The 22,442-nt window shown below is 74.1% G+C and carries 23 protein-coding genes; 13 read left to right on the forward strand and 10 right to left on the reverse strand.

Going from position 1 to position 22,442, the window contains the following annotated elements; all coding sequences use genetic code 11:
* Positions 1-20 precede the first annotated feature (20 nt).
* From VFG42_RS06735 to VFG42_RS06750, 4 genes are read left to right on the forward strand one after another with little or no spacing between them, the layout of a single operon-like run.
* Positions 21-1,250: a lyase family protein gene (locus VFG42_RS06735; RefSeq protein ID WP_324906588.1), complete on the forward strand. Its 1,230-nt coding sequence runs from the start codon at positions 21-23 to the stop codon at positions 1,248-1,250.
* Positions 1,247-2,035 carry a 3-oxoadipate enol-lactonase gene (pcaD, locus tag VFG42_RS06740; protein ID WP_324906590.1) on the forward strand — a complete coding sequence of 263 codons (789 nt, stop codon included), beginning with the start codon at positions 1,247-1,249 and terminating at the stop codon, positions 2,033-2,035. Before VFG42_RS06735 ends, pcaD begins: the two co-directional genes overlap by 4 nt.
* Positions 2,032-2,418, forward strand: coding sequence for a 4-carboxymuconolactone decarboxylase (pcaC, locus tag VFG42_RS06745; RefSeq protein ID WP_324906592.1), 387 nt, complete (start codon positions 2,032-2,034; stop codon positions 2,416-2,418). Before pcaD ends, pcaC begins: the two co-directional genes overlap by 4 nt.
* The gene (locus VFG42_RS06750; protein WP_324906594.1) at positions 2,411-3,199 is read left to right on the forward strand and encodes an IclR family transcriptional regulator domain-containing protein; all 789 of its coding nucleotides are present in this window, start codon (positions 2,411-2,413) and stop codon (positions 3,197-3,199) included. Before pcaC ends, VFG42_RS06750 begins: the two co-directional genes overlap by 8 nt.
* A 26-nt stretch (positions 3,200-3,225) precedes the next feature.
* Here the strand turns inward: VFG42_RS06750 and VFG42_RS06755 are convergent, their stop codons facing one another.
* On the reverse strand, positions 3,226-4,728 hold the full coding sequence (locus VFG42_RS06755) for a sensor histidine kinase (protein WP_414642334.1): 1,503 nt from the start codon (positions 4,726-4,728) through the stop codon (positions 3,226-3,228).
* A 62-nt stretch (positions 4,729-4,790) separates the two neighbouring features.
* A complete protein-coding gene (locus VFG42_RS06760; protein ID WP_324906598.1) occupies positions 4,791-5,192 on the reverse strand; it encodes a response regulator in 402 nt (133 codons plus the stop codon).
* 140 nt (positions 5,193-5,332) lie between these two features.
* Here VFG42_RS06760 and VFG42_RS06765 point away from each other — a divergent pair, with 140 nt between their 5' ends.
* From VFG42_RS06765 to VFG42_RS06780, 4 genes are read left to right on the forward strand one after another with little or no spacing between them, the layout of a single operon-like run.
* Positions 5,333-5,749, forward strand: coding sequence for a PaaI family thioesterase (locus tag VFG42_RS06765; RefSeq protein WP_324906600.1), 417 nt, complete (start codon positions 5,333-5,335; stop codon positions 5,747-5,749).
* 14 nt (positions 5,750-5,763) lie between these two features.
* Positions 5,764-6,198 carry a MarR family winged helix-turn-helix transcriptional regulator gene (locus VFG42_RS06770; protein WP_324906602.1) on the forward strand — a complete coding sequence of 145 codons (435 nt, stop codon included), beginning with the start codon at positions 5,764-5,766 and terminating at the stop codon, positions 6,196-6,198.
* A gap of 47 nt (positions 6,199-6,245) precedes the next feature.
* Complete coding sequence (locus VFG42_RS06775; RefSeq protein WP_324906604.1) at positions 6,246-7,730, forward strand: peptidoglycan-binding domain-containing protein; 1,485 nt, start codon at positions 6,246-6,248, stop codon at positions 7,728-7,730.
* 27 nt (positions 7,731-7,757) lie between these two features.
* Positions 7,758-8,411: a lysophospholipid acyltransferase family protein gene (locus VFG42_RS06780; RefSeq protein ID WP_324906606.1), complete on the forward strand. Its 654-nt coding sequence runs from the start codon at positions 7,758-7,760 to the stop codon at positions 8,409-8,411.
* 436 nt (positions 8,412-8,847) lie between these two features.
* On the opposite strand, the gene VFG42_RS06785 is transcribed toward VFG42_RS06780, so the two are convergent.
* Complete coding sequence (locus VFG42_RS06785; protein ID WP_324906608.1) at positions 8,848-9,741, reverse strand: acyl-CoA desaturase; 894 nt, start codon at positions 9,739-9,741, stop codon at positions 8,848-8,850.
* A 151-nt stretch (positions 9,742-9,892) separates the two neighbouring features.
* Between VFG42_RS06785 and VFG42_RS06790 the strand changes: the two genes are divergently transcribed.
* Positions 9,893-11,599 carry a penicillin-binding transpeptidase domain-containing protein gene (locus tag VFG42_RS06790; RefSeq protein WP_324906610.1) on the forward strand — a complete coding sequence of 569 codons (1,707 nt, stop codon included), beginning with the start codon at positions 9,893-9,895 and terminating at the stop codon, positions 11,597-11,599.
* A gap of 17 nt (positions 11,600-11,616) precedes the next feature.
* Positions 11,617-12,735 carry a DUF3089 domain-containing protein gene (locus tag VFG42_RS06795; RefSeq protein ID WP_324906612.1) on the forward strand — a complete coding sequence of 373 codons (1,119 nt, stop codon included), beginning with the start codon at positions 11,617-11,619 and terminating at the stop codon, positions 12,733-12,735.
* Here the strand turns inward: VFG42_RS06795 and VFG42_RS06800 are convergent.
* From VFG42_RS06800 to VFG42_RS06825, 6 genes are all read right to left on the reverse strand, one after another.
* Positions 12,713-13,786 (reverse strand): lysylphosphatidylglycerol synthase transmembrane domain-containing protein, encoded by a 1,074-nt coding sequence (locus VFG42_RS06800; protein ID WP_324906614.1) that lies wholly within the window; start codon positions 13,784-13,786, stop codon positions 12,713-12,715. The genes VFG42_RS06795 and VFG42_RS06800 overlap by 23 nt on opposite strands.
* A gap of 45 nt (positions 13,787-13,831) precedes the next feature.
* Positions 13,832-14,737: a lipase gene (locus tag VFG42_RS06805; RefSeq protein WP_324906616.1), complete on the reverse strand. Its 906-nt coding sequence runs from the start codon at positions 14,735-14,737 to the stop codon at positions 13,832-13,834.
* A 172-nt stretch (positions 14,738-14,909) separates the two neighbouring features.
* The gene (locus tag VFG42_RS06810) at positions 14,910-15,821 is read right to left on the reverse strand and encodes a VOC family protein (protein WP_324906618.1); all 912 of its coding nucleotides are present in this window, start codon (positions 15,819-15,821) and stop codon (positions 14,910-14,912) included.
* Positions 15,822-15,825: 4 nt separating this feature from the next.
* Positions 15,826-16,767 (reverse strand): AraC family transcriptional regulator, encoded by a 942-nt coding sequence (locus tag VFG42_RS06815; protein ID WP_324906620.1) that lies wholly within the window; start codon positions 16,765-16,767, stop codon positions 15,826-15,828.
* A complete protein-coding gene (locus VFG42_RS06820) occupies positions 16,706-17,935 on the reverse strand; it encodes a benzoate/H(+) symporter BenE family transporter (RefSeq protein ID WP_324906622.1) in 1,230 nt (409 codons plus the stop codon). The genes VFG42_RS06815 and VFG42_RS06820 overlap by 62 nt, the downstream gene beginning before the upstream one ends.
* Positions 17,932-18,555 carry a helix-turn-helix domain-containing protein gene (locus VFG42_RS06825; RefSeq protein ID WP_324906624.1) on the reverse strand — a complete coding sequence of 208 codons (624 nt, stop codon included), beginning with the start codon at positions 18,553-18,555 and terminating at the stop codon, positions 17,932-17,934. The genes VFG42_RS06820 and VFG42_RS06825 overlap by 4 nt, the downstream gene beginning before the upstream one ends.
* A 91-nt stretch (positions 18,556-18,646) precedes the next feature.
* On the opposite strand from VFG42_RS06825, the gene VFG42_RS06830 reads away from it, so the two are divergent.
* Entirely contained in the window at positions 18,647-20,203 is a 1,557-nt protein-coding gene (locus VFG42_RS06830) for a Calx-beta domain-containing protein (RefSeq protein WP_324906626.1), read from the forward strand.
* Positions 20,204-20,410: 207 nt separating this feature from the next.
* Here the strand turns inward: VFG42_RS06830 and VFG42_RS06835 are convergent, their stop codons facing one another.
* Entirely contained in the window at positions 20,411-20,740 is a 330-nt protein-coding gene (locus VFG42_RS06835; protein WP_324906628.1) for an STAS domain-containing protein, read from the reverse strand.
* 95 nt (positions 20,741-20,835) lie between these two features.
* Here VFG42_RS06835 and VFG42_RS06840 point away from each other — a divergent pair, with 95 nt between their 5' ends.
* Positions 20,836-21,906: an alpha/beta hydrolase gene (locus VFG42_RS06840; RefSeq protein WP_324906630.1), complete on the forward strand. Its 1,071-nt coding sequence runs from the start codon at positions 20,836-20,838 to the stop codon at positions 21,904-21,906.
* Positions 21,907-22,017: 111 nt separating this feature from the next.
* A complete protein-coding gene (locus VFG42_RS06845) occupies positions 22,018-22,392 on the forward strand; it encodes a hypothetical protein (RefSeq protein ID WP_324906632.1) in 375 nt (124 codons plus the stop codon).
* Positions 22,393-22,442: the final 50 nt, after the last annotated feature.

Genomic DNA, 22,442 nt, shown 5'->3' on the forward strand with positions numbered 1-22,442 from the left:
GCGTGAAACGCTCATCGACGATGGCCACCAACTCGACATCCACCACCGCCGCCGCGGAGCCCGCGTCTGACGCGCTGCTCGGCCCGGTCTTCGCCCGCGGGGAGGCCGCCGCGGCCGTCGCCGACCGTCCGTTCCTGCAGGCGCTGCTGGACGTCGAGGCGTCCTACGCGCGCGCCCGCGCGGGCCTCGGGCTGATCCCGGCGGAGCACGCCGAGGCGATCGCCGCCGCCTGTGACGCCGCGCGCTACGACGTCGCCGCGCTGGGCCGCGAGACCGCGCGGCACGCCACGCCGGTCATCGGCCTGGTCGCCGCGCTGCGCGCGGAGGTCGGCGAGGACGTCGCGCCGTCGGTCCACGCGGGGCTCACCAGCCAGGACGTCGTCGACACCGCGCTGATGCTGTGCGCGCACCGCGCGCTGGGCCCGCTGCTGGACGACGCCGCCGCGGCCGCCGACGGCGCCGCGCTCCTGGCCGCCGGCCAGCGCCTGACGCCGATCCTCGGCCGCACGCTGCTGCAGCCCGCGCTGCCGACGACGTTCGGCGCCAAGGCCGCGGGCTGGCTGACCGCGTTGGACGAGGCCGCGCTGGAGCTCGCTCGGGTCCGGCGCACGGTGCCGGCCGCGCAGGTCGGGGGCGCGGTCGGCGATCGCTCGACGCTCGGCGAGCACGCGACCGCGCTCGCCACGACGATGGCCGACGACCTCGGGCTCTGCCACCCGACGCTGCCCTGGCACGGCGACCGCCGCCGGCCCGCGCAGCTGGCGAGCGCGCTGGCGGTCCTGGCGGGTACGTGCGCCAAGGTCGCCAAGGACGTCGTCCTGCTCGCCCAGGTCGAGGTCGGCGAGGCGCGCGAGAGCACCCAGGACGGCGAGGGCGCTCGCGGCGGCTCGTCGGCGATGGCGCACAAGGCCAACCCGGTGTCGGCGGTCAGCGCCGCGGCGTGCGCGGCGCGCGCGCCCGGCCTGGCGGCGACCATGTTGTCCGTGATGGACGGGGAGCACGAGCGCGCCGCCGGCGGCTGGCAGGCCGAGTGGGAGACGCTGCGCGCGCTGATCGCCGCCACGGGCTCGGCGGTCGCGTGGACGTGCGACCTGCTGGAGCGGCTGGAGGTCGACCCGGCGCGCATGCGCGCCAACCTGGACGCCGCGCTGGGCGACGACCTCGACCTCCGGGCCACCGAGGCCGCCGCGGGCGCGCTGGTCGACCGCGCGCTGGCGGCGCACCGCGCCCGGCGGGAGGACCGAGCATGAGCGACATCCTCAACCACGAGGACGGCGGGCCGCGCGACGCGCCCGCGCTGCTGCTGGCCGGATCCCTGGGCACGACGCTGCGGATGTGGGACCCGCAGGCCGACGTCCTTCGCAACGACCATGGGTTGCGCGTCATCGCCTACGACCAGCTCGGGCACGGGGCCTCCCCCGTCCCGGACGGCCCGTACTCGATCGCGCGGCTGGGCGAGGCCGCGCTGGCGCTGATGGACCACCTGGGCGTGCGGCGCGCCTCGTTCGCCGGCGTCTCGATCGGCGGGATGGTCGGCCAGTGGCTGGCCGCGCACGCGCCGGAGCGGATCGACCGCCTGGTCCTGATCTGCACGAGCGCGCACCTCGGCGCGCCCGATCCGTGGATCGAGCGGGCGCGGACGGTGCGCGAGGCCGGGACGGTCGGGGCGATCGCCGACGCGGTCGTCGAGCGCTGGCTGACGCCGCCGTGGGCCGCCGCGCACCCGGAGGCGCGCGACGCGCTGCGCGCGATGCTCGCCGCCCAGCCCGCCGAGGGCTACGCCGCCTGCTGCGACGCGCTCGCGCACCTGGACGAGCGCGCCGACGCCGCCGCGATCGAGGCCCCCACCTTGGTCCTCGGCGGCGCGCAGGACGCGGCGATCCCGCCCGAGCACCAGGAGCGCCTGGCGGCGTCGATCGCCGGCGCGCGGCTGGAGATCCTCGATCCCGGCGCCCACGTCGTCAGCGTCGAGCGCGCCGACGCCGTCATCGACCTGATCGCCGACCACCTCGACCGGGAGCGGTCCACCGCATGAGCGACGACCTGCACGACGACGGCATGGAGGTGCGCCGCGCGGTGCTCGGCGACGCCCATGTCGACCGCGCGATCGCCAACACCACCGACTTCACCGCGCCCTTCCAGGAGCTCATCACCAAGATGGCCTGGGGCAGCGTCTGGACGCGGGACGGCCTGGAGCGCCGCGAGCGCTCGATGATCACCCTCGCGGTGCTCTGCGCGCTGCGCTGCGAGGATGAGCTGGCCATGCACGTCCGCGCCGCGCTGCGAAACGGGCTCACGCCCGACGAGATCCGCGAGGTCCTCCTGCACACGGCGGTCTACGCCGGCGTGCCGCAGGCCAACACCGCGTTCGCGGCCGCGCAGCGGGTGCTCCGGGAAGAGGGCGCGATCGGTGAGTGAGACCGCGCCGCCCCGCGACCGCCAGTTCGTCCAGTCGCTGGAGCGCGGGCTGTCGGTCATCCGCGCGCTCAGCGCCCCCGAGCCGCAGACGCTCAGCGACGTCGCCCGCGCGACCGGCCTGACCCGCGCCGCCTCGCGGCGGTTCCTGCTGACGCTCCAGCAGCTCGGGTACGTGCATCTGTCCGGCACGCGCTTCGCCCTGACGCCGCAGGTGCTGGAGCTGGGCTACGCGTACTTGTCGTCCTTGACGCTGCCCGAGGTCGCCCAGCCGCACCTCGAGCGCCTGGTCGAGGAGATCCACGAGTCCTCGTCGGTCTCGGTGCTCGACGGCACCGACGTCGTCTACGTCGCCCGCGTCCCGACGCGGCGGATCATGCGCGTCGCGATCTCGGTCGGCACGCGCTTCCCCGCCTACGCGACGTCGATGGGCCGCGTGCTCCTGGCCGGCCTGGAGCCGGACGCGTTGGCCGACGTGCTCGACCGGACCGAGTTGGTGGCCTTGACGCCGGAGACCGTCCACGAGCCGCCGGCGCTGCGCGCCGAGCTGGACCGCGTCCGCTCCCAGGGCTACGCCCTGGTCGACCAGGAGCTGGAGGCCGGCCTGCGCTCGATCGCCGCGCCGATCCACTCGCGCGGCGGCGAGGTCGTCGCCGCCATCAACGTCTCCGCCCACGCGACGCGTTCGGTCGAGGACGTCAAGGCGACGCTGCTGCCGCCGCTGCTCGCGACGGCCGAGGCGATCGAGCGGGACCTCGCCGCGGCGCGGCCGCCGGCGGGGTAGGCGCCGGGGGCGCCCCGCGCCGCCGACTACCCCACCGCCGCCACCCCCGCCGGCAGCGTGAACCAGAACCGGCTCCCCTCGCCCACCGTCGAGTCCACGCCGATCGCGCCGCCGTTGCGCTCCACGACCCGCTGCGCGATCGCCAGCCCCAGCCCCGTGCCCTCGTACTCCGACGCGCTGTGCAGCCGCGCGAACGGCACGAACAGGCGCGGCCGGTCGGCGGGGTCGATGCCGATGCCGTTGTCGAGCACCGCGACGCGGAAGCTGCCCTCGACGGCCTCGGCGGTCACGGCCACGCGGGGCTCCTCGGCCGACGCGAACTTCACCGCGTTGGACAGCAGGTTGCGCAGCGCGGCCTCGACGTCGCGCGGCTCGGCGAGCACGCGCGCGCCGTCGGGCACGTCGACGAAGACCGCGGTCCCGCGCTCGGCGATCGTCGCGCGCAGCTCGGCCAACACGACCTCGACCGCGTCGGCGACGACGGTCTCGGCGCCGTCGTGGCGCGGCTCGGCCGCCGCGCGGGCGTAGCCGAGCAGGTCGTCGACCAGCCGCGACATCCGCACCGCCGCCGAGCTGACGTGTCCGAGGTAGCTGCGCCCGGCGTCGTCCAGCGCGTCGGCGTAGCGGTCGCGCAGCAGCTCGGCGAAGCCCGAGATCGTCCGCAGCGGCTCCTGCAGGTCGTGCGCGGCGACCGACGCGAAGCGGTCGAGCTCCTGGTTGGAGCGGGCCAGGCGCTCGTTGGCCTCCTGCAGCGCCTCATCGGCCGCCCGCCGCTCGGTGAGGTCGCGCGTGACCTTCGAGAAGCCGAGCAGCACGCCGTCCTCGTCGCGCAGCGCGGTGATCACCACGTTGGCCCAGAAGTGCGTGCCGTCCTTGCGGACGCGCCACCCCTCCTCCTCGTAGCGGCCCGCCGTGGACGCGATCCGCAGCTCCTCGGCCGGATGCTCACGGGCGCGGTCGGCGTCGGTGTAGAACGTGGAGAAGTGGCGGCCGACGATCTCCTCGGCCGTGTAGCCCTTGATCCGCTCGGCGCCGGCGTTCCAGGTCGTGATGCGCCCGCCGGGGTCCAGCAGGAAGATCGCGTAGTCGCGGACGCCGAGGACCATCCGGCGGAACTGCTGAAGCTCGTCGTTGGCGGCGGCCAGGACCGCCGCGTTGTCGCGCAGGTGCTGCTCGTCCAGGCGCCGCCGCGTGAGGTCGCGCGTCACCTTGCCGAAGCCCAGCAGCCGGCCGCCCTCGTCGCGGATCGCGGTGATCACGACGCTGGCCCAGAAGCGGGAGCCGTCGCGGCGCACGCGCCAGCCCTCCTCCTCGTAGCGGCCCTCGGCGCGCGCGGTCTCCAGGATCCGCGCCGGCCGGCCGGCCGCGCGGTCCTCCTCGGGGTAGAACGTCGAGAAGTGGCGGCCGACGATCTCCCGGCTCGTATAGCCCTTCAGCCGCTCGGCGCCCGCGTTCCAGGTCACGATCGTGCCCTGCTCGTCCAGCAGGAAGATCGCGTAGTCACGGATGGTGTCGACGAGCAGCGCCAGCTCGTGCGCGCGGCGGGCCGTGCCCGTCGTGTCGGCGGGGTCCGGCGCGTCCTCGCGCGAGGTCACCGGCCGTTGCCCGCCTCGGCGCGTTGGGAGATGAAGCCGACGAGATCCCCGAAGCGGTCCTTCAGGAAGTGGTGGGTGGCGCCCGCCTGCGCGAACTGGCGCTCGGCCCCCGGGACCGCCGTGAACGCCACGACCTCGACGTCGCTGTGCAACGCCTTCAGCTCGCGCGTCGTCGTGACCCCGTCCATGCCCGGCATGTTCTGGTCCACGACCGCCAGGTCCGGCGGGTCCTCCGCGGCGACCCGCAACGCCTCCTCGCCGCCCGAGGCCTCGAGCACCAGCACGTCGGCGCGGTCGCCGAGCATGGCCCGCAACAGCGCACGGATGTCCGGTGCGTCGTCGACGACGAGCACGCGAAGGGGGCGCTGTTGTGGCGTGGGGTCCACGGTCTTGTTCATCGGCTTCTCGCGCGGCGCCTTGGAGTCGACCGGTACGCCGCACGACAGATCACGGGAAGCTATCGAGGCCGCCCGATCGACGCGGTGCAAGAACGATGACCACGGATGGCGCACCGCTTCCCGGGGTACCGATCGGCCCGATGAGCACCCCTCCCGCCGGCTTCTCCCCGTTCCCCAACCAGGGTCCGTTCCTCGAGCACGTCGGGCCGATCTTCGTCAAGGAGGACAGCGCGGACGCGGGCGACGACCTCGTGCTCGGCATCCAGACCGAGGAGCGCCACGCCAACCATCGCGGCACGGTCCAGGGCGGGCTGCTGTCGACGTTCGCGGACTTCGCGCTGGGGCGCGCGATCGAGGCCGACGCCGAGGACGGCAAGGACCGCGCGACGGTGTCGTTGACCGTCGACTTCCTCAAGCCCGCGAGGCCCGGCGACTGGATCGAGTCGCGCACGCGCGTCGACCGCGTCGGGAGCACGCTGTCGTTCGCCGACTGCTCGCTCTGCGTGGACGGCAAGGAGATCGTGCGGGCACGAGCCGTGTGGGTGGTCGCGTCGTGAATTAGGCTTCCCTCATGCCTGATGACGCCGAAGACGACGTCGCCCGCCTCGCCGCCGACCTGCGGCTGACCGTCGGCCGCCTGATCCGTCGCGTCCGCGCCGAGAGCTCGCTGATGCCGGTCGGCCAGACCGCCGTGCTCGGACGGCTGGACCGGGAAGGCCCGATGACCACCAGCGACCTCGCCGCCGCCGAGCGCGTCCGGCCCCAGTCGATGGCGCGCACGGTGACGCTGCTGCAGGAGGAGGGCTTCGTGCAGGGCGAGGCGCACCCGACCGACGGCCGCAAGACGCTGCTGTCGATCGCGCCCGCGGGGCTGGAGAAGCTCCGCGCCCAGCGCGAGGGGCGCGAGCACTGGCTGGCCGAGGCGCTGGAGACCGAGCTGTCGGCCACCGAGCGCCGCACCCTGCGCAAGTCGATGCACTTGCTCGACCGGCTCGCCGACCACTGACGGACGCCGACCGCAACTTCGGCGGCGCGCGCGAGTCTCGAACGGCGATGCCGCGCCGACGCCGACGCCTGTCCCGCTCCGCCGCCGCCCTGCTGATGGCCTGCGCCGCCGCGGCGCTGCCGGCGAGCGCCGACGCCGCCAACCCGCGGGCGCCGAAGCTGGCGAACGTGCGCTGCGTCCCGGTGAAGGCGTCGACGTGCAGGTCCGGCGTGGCGGTCCGCGTGGGCAAGCAGGTCCAGCTGCGCGGGACCAAGCTGCGGCTCGGGATGCGCGTGACGTTCCGGTGGTCGAAGGGCGCGTTGGCCACCAAGTTGCACCACGGCAAGGCCGGCTGGGTCGCGCGCGTCCCGCCGGGCACGCGGCCCGGGTCGGTCCAGGTGACCGTCCGCGACACCGCCGGGCGGCGGTCCAACGTCATGAAGATCCGGGTGCTCGAGCAGCCCAAGCCGGTGACGCGGCCCGCGACGACCGGCGGCGGCCCGCTGCCGGACGCGTTCCGCGGCAACGGCATGTGGATCTGGCAGATGGAGAAGACCGAGGGCGGCAACGTCGACGCGATCGCCGCGCGCGCCGCGGCGGCCGGGATCACCACCGTGTACGTCAAGGCGGGCGACGGCACGACGCCGTGGGCGCAGTTCGGCCCGCTGCTGATCGGCGCGCTGCGCCAGCACGGCATCAAGGCCTGTGCCTGGCAGTTCGTGTACGGGAACTCGCCGGCGGGCGAGGCCAACGTGGCGATCGCCGCGATCCAGGCGGGCGCGGACTGCTTCGTCATCGACGCCGAGTCCGCCTACGAGGGCAAGTACGCCGCGGCCCAGAAGTACATGACCGCGATCCGCGCCGCGGTCGGCGCCAACTACCCGATCGGGCTGACCTCGTTCCCCTACGTCGACTACCACCCGGGGCTGCCGTTCTCGGTGTTCCTGGGTCCGGGCGGCGCGCAGGCCAACCTGCCGCAGGTGTACTGGAAGGACATCGGCGGGACGGTCGACGCGATCAGCGCGCACACGCTCGCCCACAACCGGATCTACCAGACGGCGATCGCGCCGCTCGGCCAGACCTACGACAACCCGCCCGCCGCCGACCTGCGCCGCTTCCGCCAGCTGTGGAGCGCCTACGGCGCCGAGGGCCTGTCGTGGTGGAGCTGGCAGGCGACCGACGCCGCGCACTGGAAGGTGCTCAACGAGCCCGCGCCCGCGGTGACGGCGGCCGAGCCCGATCCGGGGTACCCGGCGCTCGGCAAGGGCGCCAAGGGCGACGAGGTCATCTGGCTGCAGGAGCACCTCACGCAGACCTATCCGACCGTGACGGTGACCGGCAAGTACGACACGGCGACGATCGCGGCGGTCCAGGCGCTGCAGACGACCAACGGGATCCCGGTGACCGGCACGACCGACGCCTCGACCTGGCAGGCCGCGCTGAAGCTGCCGTTCGTGGCGGTCGACTGGACGGCGACCAGCGCGAAGGCCGCGGCGAAGGCGGCCGCCGTCCACAAGTCCGAGCTGCGCCGCCAGGACTCCGCGGAGCAGTAGGCCTGGTGATCGGGCAAGATGGTGGCCATGGCCTCCATCACGCCCGCCTACCGCTTCGTCATGGCCCTCTCGACGCCGGCCGTCAAGTGGTGGGGCCGGATGGAGGTCTCCGGGCTGGAGCACCTCCCCGCCGACGGCCCGGTGCTCCTCGCGGGCAACCACGACAGCTACTGGGACACGGTCGCGATCGGCGTGGCCGCGCTGCCCAAGCGCCAGATCAAGGCCTTGGCCAAGTCCTCGCTGTGGAAGCCCGGGATCGGCGCCGTCCTCGACGGCATGGGCCAGATCCCGATCGACCGTGGCAAGGGCGACCAGGGCGCGATCGCCCGCGCGGTCGAGGAGCTGCGAGCCGGCGCCTGCATCGGCGTGTTCCCGGAGGGGACGCGGTCGTTGGGCCGCGAGCTTCCCGCCCGGTCCGGCTTCGGCCGGCTGGCCGAGGCGGTGCCGGAGGCCGTGGTGGTCTGCTGCTCGGTGGTCGGGACGGTGGACGTGCCGAAGTTCCCTCGGTCCCGACCGCGGCTAGCGGTCCGGTTCTTCCCGCCGGCCGGCGGCGGACTCCAGCCCGGTGAGCCGCACCGGGACTTCGGAGCGCGGCTGCTGGCCGAGATCCGCGCCGAGGCGCCGCTGGCCCACGCGGGGCGCCGCAAGCCGGTGCAGCCGAAGGTGAAGTCGGCGGCTTAGGGCGCTGGCGCCGGCGACGGCGCTGGCGTTGGCGTTGGTGGCGTCCGGCGCGGGCTCTGCGGGTGGCGCGGGGCGCTGGTGGGCGGGACCCGCATCCAGACCTGAACCCCGGCTCGGTGTGGCGCACCCTCGCTTCGCGGCCGAACTCGGAACGGTCCTCGAGATCGATGGCACATCGGGGTCGCCAGACGACCCCGATGTGCCACTCGTCCGCGCAGAGCCGAGCCGGGTCTGATGTCTGGATGACAGAAGCACCACCCCCACCCCGGCCCCGCCGCCACCAACGCCCACGCAGGTCGCAACCCCGAGCCCACGGACGGCCCGCAGCGCCGGCGTCACCTCAAGCGCTCGCCCTCTCGATGAGCTTGCCCACCCCAAAAGCGCCACCAACAACAACCGCGCCGGACGCCACCAACGCCGGCGCCGGCGCCGGCGCCTAAACCGCCACCTTCTCCCGCTTCATCGCCTTGGCCTCCTGGCGCTCCGGCGGGATCACCACCACATCGCGCGCGAGCCCCACCCGCGCCAGCCCGCCGATGATCATCGCCGACAGGTCGATCTCCCACCGCTTCAGCCCGTGCTTCGCCGACCGCGGGAAGGCATGGTGGTTGTGATGCCAGGACTCCCCCAGCGACGGCAGCGCCAGCCAGAACACGTTCGTCGAGCGATCCTCGATGTCGAACCGGCGCGAGCCGAAGTAGTGGCAGACCGAGTTCACCGACCACGTCACGTGGTGCACCAGGAAGATCCGGACCAGGCCGCCCCAGACGTACCCGCGCACCGCGCCCTGCCAGGTGAACCCGTGCAGCACGAAGCCCAACGCCGTCGGGATCAGCAGCGACGCCAGCACGTACCACGGGAACCGCCGCCCGATCGCCTTCATCTTCGGGTCCTCGTACAGGTCGCGGCAGTACTTCTTCCAGTCCGCCTGACCCTGGGTCTCCATCAGCCAGCCGGTGTGCGCGTGCCAGAGCCCGGAGAAGCCGGACCCGTGCCCGACGTGCGGGGAGTGCGGGTCGCCCTCGACGTCGGTGTGCGCGTGGTGCTTGCGGTGGTCGGCGACCCAGTCCAGCACGCTGCCCTCGACGCTCAGCTGCCCAAGGCGCGCGAACGTGCGCTCCAGCCACGGGTCGACCGCGAACGAGCGGTGTGTCAGCAGGCGGTGGAAGCCGACGGTCACCCCGACCGCCGTGGCCAGGTACATCACGGCGAGGACCGCGAGGTCGATCCCGTCGACCCACGAGTTCCACAGCAGGACGATCGCGATCAGGACGCCCGCGAACGGGACGACCACCCCCGCGAGGTTGGCGTAACGCTCGGCACGGCTCATGTCTTTGCACTTTGGCGCCAACCGCGCGCGGCTTCTTGTGCGATGACCAGAGCCAGGCGGCAGGCTTTTATCACCAGCCCACAACACCGAATCCCGCAGGTCAGCGTGCGACCGTCGCATCGCGGGCCCCGGCACGCTAAACAGGACGTCCGTGCCACGCCGTCGCCGTCGCTCCATCTTCGCCTCGGCGCCACCGCGCTCCCGAGCGAGCGCGCCGTGGCTCGAGCCCGGGCACCGCGCGGGCGGCCGTGGCGGACGGCGCGGCGGAGGCCGCGGACGCCGTGGCGGCGGCGGCTTCGGCGGCTACGCGGGCGGCGCCCGCCGGCGACGCAACCCGCTGGTCTACCTCGTCCCGCTGCTGATCCTCGGCGTCGTCGGCGGCGCGATCGCGCTCGTCGTCCACCACAACCGCCAGGTCGACCGCCAGCGCGCGGCCGCCGACCGCTTCATCAAGGCCTACGCCAAGCGCGACACCGCGGCCATGTGGGACGCGCTGGACCCCGCGACGCGGGCCAAGTACCCGCGCGCCCGCTTCGACGAGCTGATCAAGACCGCCGACGCCGCCGCGACCACGCGCGCCCGCCGCGCCGGCGCCGCGAGCAAGCCCAGCGGCGGCAAGGTGAAGGTCCCGGTCGCGGTCACCACCCACCTCTTCGGCACGCTGCGCGGGACGCTCACGCTCCCGGTCTCCCAGGACGGCGTCCGCTGGGACCCCGCGCTGCGGCTGCCCGGCCTGCGGACCGGCGAGACCCCACGCCGCCGCACGCTGCAGACCGCCGACCCCGGCACGGTCAAGACCCGCGACGGCTCCCAGCTGCGCGTCGACCCGACGCTCGGCCTCTTCTACAAGGGGTTGAACGCCCGCTACGGCGACCGCCTCTCCGGCCGCGACGGCGCCGAGCTGCGCTTCGGCAAGCGGCGGATCGTCCGCGTCGCGGCCACGCCGGGCAAGTCGGTGCACTCGACGCTGCGCCCCGGCCTGCAGCGGGTCGCGACCCAGGCGCTGGGCTCCAAGCTCGGCGGCGTCGCCGTGCTCAACCCGCGCACGGGCGACGTGTACGCCTTGGCCGGCATCGCGGTCTCGGCGCCCCAGCCGCCCGGCTCCACCTTCAAGATCATCACCTTGAGCGCGGCGCTCGCGAGCGGCAAGGCGACGCCCTCGTCGTCCTATCCGGTGCAGACCAGCGCGACGCTCTCGGGCGTCAAGCTCGCCAACGCCTCGGGCGAGTCCTGCGGCGGCAGCCTTGCCCAGTCCTTCGCCGACTCCTGCAACTCGGTCTTCGCCCCGCTCGGCGTCAAGGTCGGCGCCCAGCGCCTGGTCGAGCGCGCCGAGGCCTTCGGCTTCAACGAGACGCCGCGCGTCCCGGTCGCCAAGCCCAACACGATCCCCGCCGCCAAGGACCTGCCCGACGCCATCAACGTCGGCTCGGCCGCCATCGGCCAGAACAAGGACCTCGCCACGCCGTTGGGGATGGCGTCGGTGGCCGCCACGATCGGCAACCACGGCGTCCGCGCCAAGCCGCGCGTCGTCTCCGAGGACAAGATCATCAAGAACCGCGCGGTCAGCGCGAAGGTCGCCGGCCAGGTCCGCGACATGATGATCGGCGTCGTCCGCGGCGGCACCGGCACCGCCGCCGCGCTCCCCGGCGTGACCGTCGCGGGCAAGACCGGCACCGCCGAGCTGCGCTTCACCGGCAACGGCGGATCGGACCCCAGCAACACCGACGCCTGGTTCGTCGCCTTCGCCCCCGCGAGCGACCCGAAGGTCGCCGTCGGGGTCATGCTGGTCGGCGCGGGCGCCGGCGGGAAGGCCGCCGCGCCCATCGCGCGGAAGGTCCTTGCCGCCGCGCTCGGCTAGCGCTTAGTGTGCGACGCATGTCCCGACTGTTGCGTGCCGTCCCGGCCGCGGCGCTGTTCGCGCTGCTCGCGTGCGCCCTCCCCACGGCGTCGTCCGCCAAGACGACCTGGCTGTGCCGGCCGGGCCTCGCGTCCAACCCGTGCGCCGTCGGCGACGGGACGACGCTGCTGAGCCCCGACGGCGCGGTCAAGGGCCCCGTCGCCGCCCCGAAGCGCAAGGGCACCAAGTCGGTCGACTGCTTCTACGTCTATCCGACGGTCAGCGACCAGAAGACGCCGGAGGCCAACAAGCGGATCGACCCCGAGCTGCGGTCGATCGCGCTCTACCAGGCCGCCCGCTACAACTCGGCCTGCCGGATCTACGCGCCGGTCTACCGCCAGATCACGCTCCAGGGCCTCCTCCAGCCCGCGACGGTCACGACCAAGATGCGCGACACCGCCTACGCCGACGTGCGCGACGCCTTCCGCGACTACCTCGAGCACGACAACAAGGGTCGCGGCATCGTCTTCATCGGCCACTCCCAGGGCACCGCGGTGCTGCGGCGGCTGCTGGCCGAGGAGGTCGACCCCAAGCCCACCGTCCGCAGGCGCCTGGTCTCCGCGATCCTGCTCGGCGGCAACGTCACCACCAAGGACTTCAAGCACATCCCGGCGTGCCGGCGGAACACCCAGCTCGGGTGCGTCGTCGCGTTCTCCACGTTCGACGCCACCCCGCCGGCCAACGCGGTCTTCGGCCGCAGCGGCAGCCTCGGCGGCCTCGCCCAGAGCAAGGGCGGCACGGTGCTGTGCACCAACCCGGCGGCGCTCTCCAGCGGCGGCCCGGCCACGTTGACCACCATCTTCCCGTCCGCCCCGTTCGCCCCCGGCACGACGATCGGCGCGCTGACCACGCAGGTCGGGATGCCGATGCCCTCCGGCGTCTCCACGCCGTGGCTGCAGACCCAGGCCTACACGGGAAGGTGCGTCACCGAGAACGGCGCGCACGTCCTGAGGATCTCACCGCTGCCCGGCGCGCCCACGCTGAAGCCGAACCCCGACCCGTCCTGGGGCCTGCATCTCGTCGACGCCACCATCGCGCTCGGCAACCTCGACGACCTCGTCGTCGCGCAGGCGCTCAGGTACGTCGCTCGGGCTTGAGCACGAGCGGCTCGTCGAGCGTCCGGCGCAGCCGCAGGAAGGCGATCGTGCCCAGCAGCGTCGGCACCCAGAGCACGATCGCGTGGTAGACGAGGACGGCCGCGGCCGAGGACGTGGGGTCGGCGCCATAGAGGACCAGCGCCGCCGTCAGCCCGCCGTCCAACGCGCCGATCCCGCCGGGCACCGGGATGATGTTGCCCAGGTACCCGATGATGAACGCCAGCGTGAGCGCGCCGACCGGCGGCGCGTGCCCGAAGGCGCGGAACGCCACCCACAGCATCGCGATGTCGCACCACAGGTAGGCGACCGAGCCGCCCATCACGCGCCACGACGGGTGGCGGACCTCCTCCTTGGCGTCCTGCACGACCCGCGCGGTCGTGTGGATCCAGCGCACGATGCGCCCGGCGTCCTCGACCAGCGCGAAGCGATGGGCCGCGGCGGGCACGACCCAGAAGATCCCGATGCCCACGCAGGCGACCAGCCCCGGCACGAGCCCGAGCACGATCGAGTGCGGCGCGTGCAGCAGGCCGACGCCGACCAGGATCCCGGCCAGCGCGAGCGTCGCCGCGTTGACGCCGCTGGTCAGCAGGAACAGGACCGCCGAGCGCTCGATGAAGCGCCGCAGCGACCCGCCCTTGGCCTTGGTGACCCAGGCGCCGATCGCGATCCCGCCCGCGCCGCCCACCGGCAGCACGGCGCCGAAGGCCATCTGCGACAGCGCGGTGCGCACGGCCAGCAGCGTCGGCACGCGGTAGAAGATCCCGCAGAACGCCAGCGTGTAGCCGACGCAGGACAGGATCTCGAGCACGATCGCCAGGCCCACCCAGCCGGGCGCGACGTCGGAGATCTTGTCGGCGACGTCGCGCAGCCCGGGCACCGCCAGCAGCAGCGCCCCGACCAGGACCACGAGGATGACGAGCGAGACGATGCCGTTGCGCAGCCGCTTGCCCTCGTCGGCGCGCGTGTCCGCACGCAGCGTCTCGAACTCGGCCTGACCCGTCGGGTCGGCCTCGATCGGGGACGTGGCGGTGGTGGGCGTGCGATCCCGCACGCCCACCATCATGTCCGACTCGTTGCCGAGACAACCGCCCGGTGGTTATCCGCCGACCGCCGCGACGACCGGCGTGCAGAGCGTCGAGCTCGCGTGGGCCGGGTCCAGCGCGTTGAGGACCTCGCGCCCGACGACGTGGTCGTAGGGCATCGAGAGGTGGTCGCCGAGGTCCAGGATGCACTTGTTCTGGATCAGGATGTTGGTGACGTTGGACCCGCTGAGCCACGCCGAGGTGTAGGGCGTGACGACGTCGTCGTAGCGCGTCTGGATCACCGTGTACTTGACGCCCGGCACCGTGTCGCCGCCCGCGTTGAGCGCGGTCAGGAACGACGAGCCGACGACCTGGTCCTGGCAGGCCGGGCAGGCCGAGCCGACGAGGCTCAGCGCGCCGGGGATGTAGCCGGCGAGCGTGGCGAGGCCGTCCAGCGTCGTGCCGTGGTTGGACGGCGAGAGCCCGATCAGCGCGTTGACCTTCGCGGCGCCGCCGAGGTTCTTGAGGTAGTAGCGCGGCATCATCCCGCCCTGCGACCAGCCGACGATGTCGACCTTCGACGCGTGGGTGGACGCGAGGACGCTGTCGACCTCGGTCTTCAGCTCGCTCGCCGAGGCGGCGATCGGGCCCAGCGCGCCGACCTGGCCCAGGACCAGCGGCCCGCCGTAGTTGAAGGTGTACACGCAGTAGCCGTTGTTCTTCAGCAGCGGCGCGAACGCGTTCCAGCTGATGATGGCGTTGCTGAACGTGCCGTTGACGAGCACGACCGGGCGCGGATGCGCCGCCGACGGGGTGCACGCCACGTTGGCGCCCGCCGGGGTCCCGCCGGGGTTGGCCACCGAGGCGGCCAGCGCGGTCGGGAAGTTGTAGACGACGGGCAGGGCCGCGGCGCTCTGGGCGCCTACGGCCGCGCACGCCGCGACGGCAGCCAGGGCGGCCGCCGCACGCTTGATCTTCATCGGGTTCTCTCCTCCTGCGGATGGGGCGCCGCCGTGCTGCCGGTCGCGGCGCGATGACGCGCGCGACCCTCTCAGAAGTCCCCATCAAATCGCAACGCGAGAGGACGAATTCGCACAGAAAAACGTGCCCGTTCGTCCACGAAGCGACAGCGTGCGGCCCTGCTGGGCGCGTTCAGCGTGTCCCGGCGACCACGATCCGCACGGTCATCCCGAACGGATCGACGACCGCGAAGCCGCCCGCGACGTCCTCGGCGTCGAGGCCCGCCTGGCGCACGCGCGCGCGGACCTCCGCGACGTCGTCGACCGCGGCGAGCACGATCGTCCAGTGGCGCAGGCCGACGACGCCGGGCCGCTGCGGCGCCGCGCCGACGCCGCGCCAGGTGTTCAGGCCCAGGTGATGGTGGTAGCCGCCGGCCGAGACGAACGCGGCCGTCGGCATCATCGCCCAGACGTCGAAGCCGATCGCGTCGCGGTAGAAGGCCAGGGCCTCGGAGAGGTCGCCGACGTGCAGGTGCACGTGGCCGACGCGCAGCCCCGGCCGGACCTGCGCGGCGGCCGGGCCCTCGCCCTCGACCGTCGCCAGCAGCGCGTCGAAGTCCAGCGGCATCGGGCCGCCGCGCGAGAACTCCTCCGCCGGCGACGGCCACCGCTCGCGCGGGCGGTCGGCGGCCAGCTCGATGCCGTTGCCGTCGAGGTCGGGCAGGTAGATGGCCTCGTGGGTGCCGTGGTCCGAGGCGCCCTGGATCGGCGTGCGCATCGCGGCCAGGCGCAGCGCGGCGCGGGCCAGCTCCTCGCGCGTCGGGTACAGCAAGGCGTAGTGGTACAGGCCGGAGCCGCGCCGCGGCGGCGGCGTGGCGGTGGCGTCCTCGTGCAGGACGATCACGTCCTCCTCCCCCGCGCCCAGCGCGACGACGCCCACGTCCTGGCGGTGGACGTGCAGGCCGAGCGCGGCCTGGTACCAGGCGACCGAGCGGTCCAGATCGGTGACCGTGAGGTGGACGGCGCCCAGGCGCAGCGTCTCCGGCAGCGTGGAGACGCCCTCGGCGGCCGGGCCGGTGGTGACGTCGGCGAAGGGATTGGCCATGCCTTCAGTGTCGCCCGGCCGGACCGCCCCCGGTATGGGACAACGGCGCCGATCCATGGACTTCCGAGCGATAGGCCTGCGGCGCGCGCCCCGCGTAGCGCTTGAACGCGCGCGAGAAGTACAGCTGGTCGGAGTAGCCGACGCGGAAGGCGACCTCGCCGACGGTGAGGTCCGTGAAGCGCAGCAGCCGCATCGCCTCGGTCATCACGCGCTCGACGATCAGCTCCTTGGTCGCGCGGCCGGTGACGGCGACCAGCGCGCGCGACAGCGCCGCGGCGGGCACGCCGAGCGCGTCGGCGTAGTGGGCGACGTCGTGGTGACGCGCGTGGTCGCGCTCCAGCAGCTCGGCGAAACGGCCCTGCAGCGCGACGTCGGCGTCGTCAGCCTGCGGGCGCTCGGCGCGCGCGGCGTCCTGCCAGCGGGCCAACCACGACAACAACGTCGCGGTGAGGTGCCGGACGAGGTCGGCCGCGTAGGGATCGGGCGGGCGGCGCGTCTCGGCGTGCAGCGCGCGCAGGACCGACTCATAGCGGTCGCCCTCGCCGGGCGGCACCGCGATGACCGCCGCGCCGCGACGGCCCAGCAGCCGGCCCTCGGCGCCGCCGACCGCCGCGTCGGTGATCCGCAGCAGCCCGCCGCGCAGCCCGCGCGCGTGCTGGAACTGGTGGACCTGCCCGCGGGCGATCACGGTCACGGTGCCGGGGACGATCTTGTAGGCCTCGCCGTCGACGAGCTGGACGCCCTCGCCCTCGCGCAGCCACAGCAGCTCGTGGTAGTCGTGGCGGTGCGGGTCCCGGATCGGGCCCTCCCCGACCGCGAAGCCGTCCAGCAGGCGCACCTCGACGACGCCCTCGGTCGCCAGGCGATCGATCGCCAGGCGGCGATCAGGTCTCGACGGCGGCGGGCTCGGCGGCGGGGTGTTCGGGCTCTGGCTCGGCGGCGACACGGCTGGGGCGACCGTAGCGCGCGGTCTGGACCGCCAGCAGCCCGAGCCCGGCGACCAGGCCCCAGAACGGCGCGCTGATCCCCAGCGCGGTGACGCCCGAGGCCGTGACCGCGAAGGTGACGATCGCGGCGTCCCGACGCTCGTCGTCGTCGGTGGCGGCGCGCAGCGCGGCGCCGAGCGTGCCGAGCAGCGCCAGGCCCGCGACGCCCTCGATCAGCACCGGCGGCGAGGCGGTCAGCAGCGCGGTCGCCAGGCCCGCGCACGGGCCGATGACGAAGTAGATGGCGCCCGCGCTCGCGCCGGCCAGCCAGCGCCGCGCGGGGTCCGGGCCGGCATCCGGACCGGCGGCCATCGCGGCGGTGATCGCCGCGAGGTTGACGCCCTGGGCGCCCAGCGGCGCGCCCGCGACCGTCGCCGCGCCGGTGACCGCGAGCACCGGCCGCATCGGCGCGCGGTAGCCGTGGGCGGCCAGGACCGCCATGCCCGCGACGTTCTGGGACACCATCGTCACCACGAACAGCGGGAGCCCGAGGCCCAGCAGCGTGCCGAGGTCGAACGCCGGCGTCGTCCACGTCAGCTGCGGCAGCAGGTGCGTGCCGCCCGCGTGGTCGACGGGGTCGATGGCGACCGCGATCGCCGCGGCGGCCAGCGCGCCCGGGACCGCCCAGCGGCGCGCGACCTTCCACAGCACCAGCCAGACCACGACCATCGGCGCCGCGAGCTTGGGCACGTCGACCACCGCGTGGACGGGCGCCATGCAGACCGGCAGCAGCACGCCAGCCAGCAGCGCGCTGGCCAGCGCGCCGGGGATCATCGTCAGCAGGCGGGTCAGCGGCGCCCAGAGCCCCGCGATCACGATCAGCGTGCCCGCCAGGACGACCGCGCCCAGCGCGGCCGGGTAGCCGCCGGAGACCGGCCCGGCGGCGACCAGCAGCGCGGCGCCCGGCGTCGTCCACGCGACGCTCAGCGGCATCTTGTAGATGGTGGACAACGCGACGCCGGTGAGGCCCATCGCGACGCTGAGCGTCAGCAGCCCCGACGACGCCTGCGCGTCGGAGGCGCCGACCGCGTGCAGGCCGGCGAGCACGATCGCGAACGACGACGCGAACCCGACCAGCGCGGCGACGACGCCCGCGACGATCGGCTGGGCGGCACCGCCGTCCTTCACGGCCGCGGCTCCTCGCCCGTCGCGGCCTGGGGCGCGCTCGGGTAGATCATGTAGCACAACGCGCGCGTGTCGCGCAGCGCGTGGTAGTGGTGCGGGACGTCGGCCGTGAACCACGCCGCGTCTCCCGGCCCCAGCTCGGCCTCGGCGTCGTGGGGCCCGACCCGCACGCGGCCCTTGACGCAGACGATGACCTCCTCGGTGCCGGGCAGGTGGGCGCCGGTCACCTGGTCGGTCCCGCGCGGCAGGTCGAGGTCGAAGACCTCCGAGCGGTGCTCGTGCCCGGCGGAGTTGATCAGCCAGGCCGACATCCCGGACTCCGAGGCGATCGCCTCGCCCGAGCGCGACGGGACCGCCCGCACGCGCGGCCAGCGCACCGGCGGGCTCAGCAGCGCGCCGAGCGGCACGTCGAGCGCGCGCGACACGCGCCACAGCGTCTCGATCGACGGGTTGCCCTCGCCCCGCTCGATCTTGGCGAGGATCGTCTTGGACAGGCCCGAGGCGCGCCCCAGCTCGCCCAGCGACCACCGCTTGCCGTCGCGCAACCGCGCCACCGCGGCGCCGACCCGGGTCGACAGCGCCTCGAGGTCGTCGTCCAGCGGGAGCTCAGCGGCGGCATCCATAGTGGTCGATCGTCAACTCTAGATGACAGGTCAAGATCGTCGACCTCTCGGGCTTGCGTTTTGAACACAAGCCTGTGCAGGATTACCGGCGATGAGCAGCCTGCGCCCTCTCGCCGTCGCGGTCCTCGCCTTGGCCGTCACGGCTCCCGGAGCCGCCGCGTCGGTCAGCGTCGACCCGTCCACCCGCACGGTCACCACGCCACGCCTCACGGCGACCTTCGACGCCACCAACCCCGAGCAGCTGACCACGCTGCGGTGGCTCGGGATCGGCGACGGCGTCGACCTGGCGGCCGACGGCGGCGTCAGCGGCTGCGGCGACGCGCAGGAGACCTGGGGCCAGAGCTACGCCGAGCCCTCCCCGCGCGCCGACCTCGTCGCCGCCGGCTCGCGCGGCACCTGGCAGAGCCTCGGCGACGGCGTGGTCCGGATCGACAGCCAGGTCACCGAGGACGGCTGCGACGGCAACGAGGGCCGGCAGCCGGTCCAGACGACCTACCGCTTCACCGACGGCGACCAGTTCGCGGTCACGCGGCGCTTCGCGTTCGACCCCGACGAGCCCGCCGTCTTCACCCAGCGCCACCTGCGCCCCTACGTCCCGCGCATGCCGCGCTCGCCCTACAGCCACACGCTGTGGCCGAGCGACACGGGCTACAACGACAGCGTCGCCACGACCTGCAACATCAACTTCTGCGCGCGCGACACGTGGACCGGCACCTGGTACGCCCAGGACGACCCCGACTCCGGCCGCGGCCTGCTCGTCCTGCGCGCGCCCAGCACGGTGCCCGCGCGCCTGCTGATCGACAACGACACGCCGTCGGTCTCCAACAGCAGCTCCGCCGACCTCGTGCCCACCGTGTTCGACGGACCGGTCACCGAGACCGAGTACCTCTGCTTCTACACCGACCAGACCTGGCCGGTGGCCGAGCGCGAGGCCGCGCGGCCGCCCGCGTGGTGCGGGCCGTCGCTGTCGATCGCCGGGGCGACGGTCTCCGAGGCCGACGGCGTGGCGCGCCTGACCGTGACGCGCTCGCTGGTGGCCGACCCGGCGCCGACGTTCTCCGCCGTCGCCGAGGACGGCACGGCCAAGGCCGGCAGCGACTACGGGACGCCGGTCGCCGAGACGTTCGCGCCCGGCGCCGCGACGGCGCGGGTCACGGTCCCGATCGTCGACGACGACGTCCACGAGGACACCAGGTCGTTCACGGTCCGGCTCGCCGACGTGTCCGGCGCGACGATCGGCGCCGGCAGCGCGACCGTGACGATCCTCGACGACGATCCCATCGCCTCCGCCCCGCCGCCCGCGACGGACGGCGGCGCGCCGCCGCCGACCGGCGGCGGCGGACGTCCGGCGACGAAGCTGCGCGCCTCGCGGTTCGTGTCGCTGCCCGCCACGCGGTCCTGCCCCGCCAAGGGCCCCAGCACGCTGCGCATCCGCCTGCTCCGGCCCAAGGGCCACAAGATCACGCGGGCCGTCGTCAAGCTCGACGGCAAGGTCGTCAAGACCGTCCGCGGGACCGGGCCGATCACGATCCACCGGCTGCCCAAGGGCAAGGTCACCGTGTCGGTCGCCGTCAGGACGACGACCGGCGCGGTGGTGACCGCCGCGCACGCCTACCGGGCATGCGCGGCGGCCCCGGCTACGCGCTGAGCGTGAAGCGGCCGACGAGGCGCTCCAGCTCGGCGGCCGAGGCGGCCAGCTCCTGCGCCGAGGCGCTGGTCTGGCATCTTCACCTTCGTCTTCCGTCTTCCTTCGATCGTTGGAGCGATGTCTTCCGCTCCGGTGATCGACCGGCTCCACCGGTGAGTGGCTCACCCCATCGGGGGAACCATCTTCATCATGTCCGCCGACGGACGCTCAGCTGTTCTGCCGGGCGCCGGCCAACGCCAGCAGGCGCCGCGCGATGCCGCGCGCTCCGCGCAGCTCCAGGCCGACGCCCTCGGCGTGGGCGCGCAGCTGCTCGCGCGCGAGGAAGCTCGCCGAGACCGTCTCGACGAGGTCGACCGCGTCGAGGTCGATCGTCACGCGCTCGGCGCCGTGGGAGGCGATCAGCGGCCGCAGGACCGTGCGCAGGCGCCCGAGCGCGGCGAGGTCGAGATCGCCGGACAGGCGCACGCACGGGACCCCCTGCTCATCGTCGACGACGATCCAGAAGGTGTCGTCGGGCAGGCCGGAGGCGCGGTTCACGGTTCTGGAATACCCCTTTCCGCTTCGCGTACAACATGGACGTGGCGGAACCTGGCATGCTGCCCGTGGCTGTTGATCCAGGAAGAGGAGACCTGTTGACCACCACGCTCACGCTGCTGCCCGGCCGACTGGAGGCCTGGGCGGGCTCCTACGTCGCCCGCGCGCTGTTCAAGCTGCCGCCGAGTGTGCTGGCGCGCCTGGCCGGACGGCCGCCCGCGGAGGTCGCCGGGATCCACCCGGAGGCGCTGCTGCTGGGCAAGCTGGCGGCGATCACGCCCGACCGGATGAGCGACGCCGCGCCGGTGCCCGAGCAGCGGCGGCGGCTGGCGCTGCAGGCGCGCGGGCTGGCGGCCCCGACCAAGGGCCTGCCGCTGACGGTCAGCGACCACCGGGCGCCCGGGCGCGGCGGCGACATCCCGGTGCGCCTGTACGTGCCGGCGGCCGCCCCGTCGCCGGGGCCGCTGCTGGTCTACTTCCACGGCGGCGGCTGGGTGCAGGGCAGCGTCGAGACCCACGACGCCGGCTGCCGGATGCTCGCGCACCTCAGCGGCGTGCGGGTGCTGTCGGTCGACTACCGGCTGGCCCCGGAGCATCCCTATCCCGCGGCGGTCGAGGACGCGGTGTCGGCCTACGCGTGGGCGGCCGACCACGCGGCGTCGCTGGGCGCGGACCCGGCCCGGCTGGCCGTCGGCGGCGACAGCGCGGGCGGCTGCCTGGCGACCGTGACCGCGCTGCACGCGCGCGACGACGAGCGGCTGCCCGACGCGGTCTTCCAGCTGCTGCTGTACCCGGCGACCGACGTCGCCGGGACCTACCCGTCCCACCGGACGTTCGCCAAGGGCTACCTGCTGACCGCGTCGGGGATGGACTACTTCTTGGGCAAGTACCTGCCGGACGTCGATCGGCGGACCGAGTGGCGGGCGTCGCCGCTGCGCGCCGAGACGCTGCGCGGCCTGCCGCCCGCCTACGTGGCGACCTGCCTGCCCGACGTCCTGCGCGACGAGGGCGACGCGTACGTGGCGCGGATGCGGGAGGAGGGCGTGAAGGTCGCCGCCCAGCGCCACGACCAGCTGCACGGCTTCTTCAACACCGCGGGCGTGCGCAGCAGCGGCCGGGCGCTGGCCCAGATCGCCGGTGCCCTGCGGCAGGGGCTCGCACACCGCTGAGCGTCCAAAATCCGACACGCGACGTCACCGCGTCCCGGTAGGCTGGAAGCAGCGATGCCGTCCAAGTCCTCCAGCCACTCCACCGCACCCGGTCTCGAGCATGCGCCGTGCATGGAGCTGACCGAGGGCGAGGCCCGCTACCTGCTGGCGCTGCGCGACCTGAACGCCGGCGGCGCGCCGCCGTCGCAGGCCGCGGTGGCCCGCAAGGTCGGGGTCTCGCACCCGACGGCGCTGGAGATGATCCGGCGCCTGCGCGCGCTGGACCTCGTCTCGCCGGACGCGCTCACGCTGACCGCCAACGGCACCTCCGCGGCGCTCGTCCTGACCTCGCGCCGCCACGCCGCCCGCGTGCTGGCCCATGAGGTCCTCGGGCTCGACGACGCGCAGGCCGACGCCGAGGCCGACGCGCTGGCGACGTCGCTGTCCCCCGTCCTGGCCCGCCGCCTCGTCGCGTGGCGGACCCGGCGGGACACGGGCCAGCAGTAGCGCCTCGCGTCGCCGCCACGCGCGGCGAACATGAGACCTGGTCTCTTTTC

The organism is Baekduia sp., from assembly GCF_035685985.1.
Taxonomy (GTDB): Bacteria; Actinomycetota; Thermoleophilia; order Solirubrobacterales; family Solirubrobacteraceae; genus Baekduia.